This window comes from Metasolibacillus meyeri, from assembly GCF_003049505.1.
Classification (GTDB): domain Bacteria; phylum Bacillota; class Bacilli; order Bacillales_A; family Planococcaceae; genus Metasolibacillus; species Metasolibacillus meyeri.
Map to the genome: position 1 here is coordinate 1 of NZ_PYWN01000243.1, position 3,609 is coordinate 3,609.

General features: G+C 36.8%; 5 protein-coding genes. All 5 read right to left on the reverse strand.

Going from position 1 to position 3,609, the window contains the following annotated elements:
- On the reverse strand, positions 1-585 hold a 585-nt coding region (locus C9J34_RS21295; RefSeq protein WP_193769138.1), incomplete at its 3' end, for a peptidoglycan recognition protein family protein.
- A 2-nt stretch (positions 586-587) separates the two neighbouring features.
- Positions 588-980, reverse strand: coding sequence for a phage holin family protein (locus tag C9J34_RS21300; RefSeq protein ID WP_107842162.1), 393 nt, complete (start codon positions 978-980; stop codon positions 588-590).
- 77 nt (positions 981-1,057) lie between these two features.
- Positions 1,058-1,438 carry a hypothetical protein gene (locus C9J34_RS21305; RefSeq protein WP_107842163.1) on the reverse strand — a complete coding sequence of 127 codons (381 nt, stop codon included), beginning with the start codon at positions 1,436-1,438 and terminating at the stop codon, positions 1,058-1,060.
- 14 nt (positions 1,439-1,452) lie between these two features.
- Entirely contained in the window at positions 1,453-3,246 is a 1,794-nt protein-coding gene (locus tag C9J34_RS21310; protein ID WP_107842164.1) for a phage tail spike protein, read from the reverse strand.
- Between the two features lie 77 nt (positions 3,247-3,323).
- Positions 3,324-3,536: a hypothetical protein gene (locus C9J34_RS21740; RefSeq protein WP_153062670.1), complete on the reverse strand. Its 213-nt coding sequence runs from the start codon at positions 3,534-3,536 to the stop codon at positions 3,324-3,326.
- Positions 3,537-3,609: the final 73 nt, after the last annotated feature.

Consider the following 3,609-nt stretch of genomic DNA (forward strand, 5'->3'; position numbering starts at 1 on the left):
TTTTCTGCGTGCTGCACTTGCTAGTGTAGTTTCTGTTTCATTTTTTAATGCTGGACTACTAAATTCCATTGTACGCACTTCCTTTTCTTTTACAGGCTGTAAATACCCTTCTACCATTTTTAAAAACTGCTGCCATGTAATTTCTTTTCCACTACGCATAATTTCTGGACAATTTTTACCACTGTAGTGATTGTGTTGTACAACATCACTAATTGTTAGCTTTTCATCTTTTAAAATTTTAGCAGTTAATTGAGCCGCATTGTCTACAGCTTTTTGATAGTTACCATCGCTGTTAACACAAATTTCAATGTGTATTGCTTCATTATTTCCCTGCCCTGTTCCAGCCGCCCAACAACGTGCCTCATGTGTAAATGATTGGACAGCTTCATTGTTATCAACTGTCCAGTGCCATGAAGCTTGACGGCTATTTCCTTTTGCTTGTAAGCGCGCGTGAGCATCCGCATTTGCCGCTATTTTACGGTTTCCTGTTTCGTGTATACATATCTTACGTTTGGCGTTTTTCCCTGCGTTTGTGACTGTTACTGCAACTGTGGAGGGCACTAATAATCGACGGATTTTAACCATTGTTATTTGCCCCCTTTACGCATTAAGCCCTTGAAAAATTCAATGAACGGGTCCATGCTTTTATCATCATCAGCTAGCTTAAAGTGGTTTAAAATCGAATTTATCTCGCTTAGTAAATAGCCAATATACAATACGTATAATGCACTAATACCTAATGGCTCTGGCATTAATAGCGCGACTGGTATCGCATATACAAGCACAATAAATAAAATAAGCTTGCGAGCAATGCCGAATATTGCTTTAGCGCTCGAAAATGACACCTTAGGATTAAACTTGGCATTGAGCCACCCAATCGTAAAATCAATAATATTAGCACTTAAAATGAGCGCTAAAATATATATTAATTTTGTACTATCTGATTCCAAAAATCGTTGCAAATACTCAATCATATCCATATACCTCACCCTTCAATTTGTATTTTGAATAATAAAAGCCCTCCACAGTATTGTTGTGGAAGGCAATAAAAATAACGCTAGTCGTTTGACAGCGTTGAAACTACCTCATTTGGCATAATCGATACAAATGAATGTTTAATAATTAAAGACCCGCCAAACTCAAAAAATAAAGCCTGTGGATCATTAATGATTTTATTCAATTCAGTTAAATCAATGGCTGCATGAGTGCCTTTTGCTATGACTGTCCCATTACTCAAAGTTAGTACAAAGGGTAAATCTATTAATTCTGCTCCATCTGGAATAATTGCATTAATTAGGTGTTTATTCGTTAAGTAGTTACCAAAATGCACCGATAATACATCACGAACATTGAATACAGATTCACTCCCCTTCGCTTCAAACTCTGCATTTTCTAATATGATCGCTTGACCGTTGTTTAATTGTACTTGATAATCCATTTTATCATTCTCCTTTAAGTTAATGAAACATAACCTACATCCGAACCATAAAGCCGTACATACAGGCGTTTAGATGCTGCGCTATATGCTATTGATAGCCCTGACGTGCCCGAACCAGCCACTCCTGATACATTTCCGTAAAAATTCACATCTCCCCACACATTGACTTGGGTACCTGACAAATTTAAATGTGTACCCGCTTCGACCGTCATATTACCCGAACGATCATCATAAATTTGAGAGCCCCATGCCCCTCCAAAATAGATTCCATTTCTAGGGCCATACCCGCGCATATAAATACCTGAACCAACGAGTACATCTTGTTGAATATCAATATTACCACTTGTGATATTTCCTAAAGCACCTGTGATGTCAGATAATACGCTGACCGCCCCAACTAATTGAATTTTACTAGCTTGAATGCGGATAGATGTAGCCGTTTGATTAATCAAAGAAGCTATCGTATCACCGTTATAGTCTGTGTACGATACCTTTTGTGATATCTGATTAGCTGTTTGTGTAATCTGACTTTCTGCACTTGTCATACGTGTTCCCAACGAACCAATTTGCGTTTGCTGACTTGATACAGTTGACTGAATAGCACTAGCAGTTTGTGAAATAGATGATACATCATTACGTATTATCTGCATATCGCTATTAATCGTTGTCACTTTCGCACTCATATCTGTACGTAATTCTTGTGCACTTAAAGAAATGGCTGCTGTATACTCGCTGGTTATTGTTGTATGTTGATCGATAATTTTTTGGTCTGTTTCATGAAATTGCAAAGTCATTTTATTGTTAATGATTTTAGTTTTTTCATCTATTTTTTCAGAAGTCTCTTTTTTATCTTTTTCAATTTGATCTTGAATGATTTCATCTGCTGTTTTAAAAACATAATTTCCGACTGTCGCATCCTCCATCACAAATTGTTCGCCATTCCAGATCTCTGTTGTTTTTAGAATGCGTGTGACAATGGATAAATCGTTCAGCGGTTCATAAATAGTGTGAATCGTTTCCCCTAGCTCAACATCACGAAAGTGCTTCATCACGTCAAGCTCATACGATATATCAATATCTTTAAACTCTCGTTCAGCGCGCTTTTGGGCATCTGTATACGTTTCTATCCGTTCATCGTTGATAATATCACCAAAATGCTGCCTACTATAATTACTTGCTGTTGGACTTGTAAACGTTGCAGTGTGTATTAAATCCTCACCATAGTTCACTATTACATGTGTTACGACATCTGAAGAGTCTGTTTTCTTCGATATATTCCGCAAGTTATGAGCGTACCGATATTGCTTTCCGTAGTCATTGCTAAGTTGTTTTCGTACACGAATAACGCGACCAGGTAACACTGTAAATTCTGCTTGTAGTAACTCCGTAGCATCTTTTAACATGCGCCATTTGTTTGTATGCCCAAACTCTTTAACATTTACATTAGGCAAACCAGTTGTGTTTAAATCGAGTGTAAAACCTGTTCCATTTATGATTTGATTTAATAAATTTTGTGGCGTATATGCGCCATCTAAGAGTTGATTGAATGGCATGTCCACTAAATCCAGCAAAATATGAACAAGTTGCAAGTTTTTATAGCTCGGCATTTCTTGCACGAGTTTTATACGAAATTCATAACCATCAATTAAAACAATACTTTCTTCATTTAAAAAATGGTAAGCCGGATTATTTTCTCTATTTACAACTGATAAAGACAAATCAGGAATATCATTCATTACGAATTCTCGTTTTGCTGATTTAATGTGGTTAATTGGGTATTCTGTGCCGCTGTATAAAACGGTGAACATGTTATCACCTTCTTTCTATTAGAAAAGCCCTCCACAGATATTATGGAAGGCTGATAAATATTTGATATTAAGTTGTCTTAGTCGACATGAGTGATAAGACTACGGTCAGTATTAATAACTAAAGATTTACCGACTTTCGCAACAAGAATCTGCCTGCCATCTATTACAATTCTGTGCACCCCATCGTATAAATTAATATCTTGCACTTTTCTCACTAAATTACTGTCAGGATGTTCCCTCATTTCTCCAACCGCCCTTTCATTTTGATAAAAATTTGCTGATTTACTCAAAGATAGTTACTACACACTTGGGGACTTATACTAACTTGCTTTCATCAGTGATAACTGGCGCATCACCCCAAAC

Coding starts and splice junctions, on each gene's coding strand:
- C9J34_RS21305 (WP_107842163.1), bottom strand. CDS start 1,438: ATGGATTATCAAGTACAATTAAACAACGGTCAAGCGATCATATTAGAA.
- C9J34_RS21300 (WP_107842162.1), bottom strand. CDS start 980: ATGGATATGATTGAGTATTTGCAACGATTTTTGGAATCAGATAGTACA.
- C9J34_RS21310 (WP_107842164.1), bottom strand. CDS start 3,246: ATGTTCACCGTTTTATACAGCGGCACAGAATACCCAATTAACCACATT.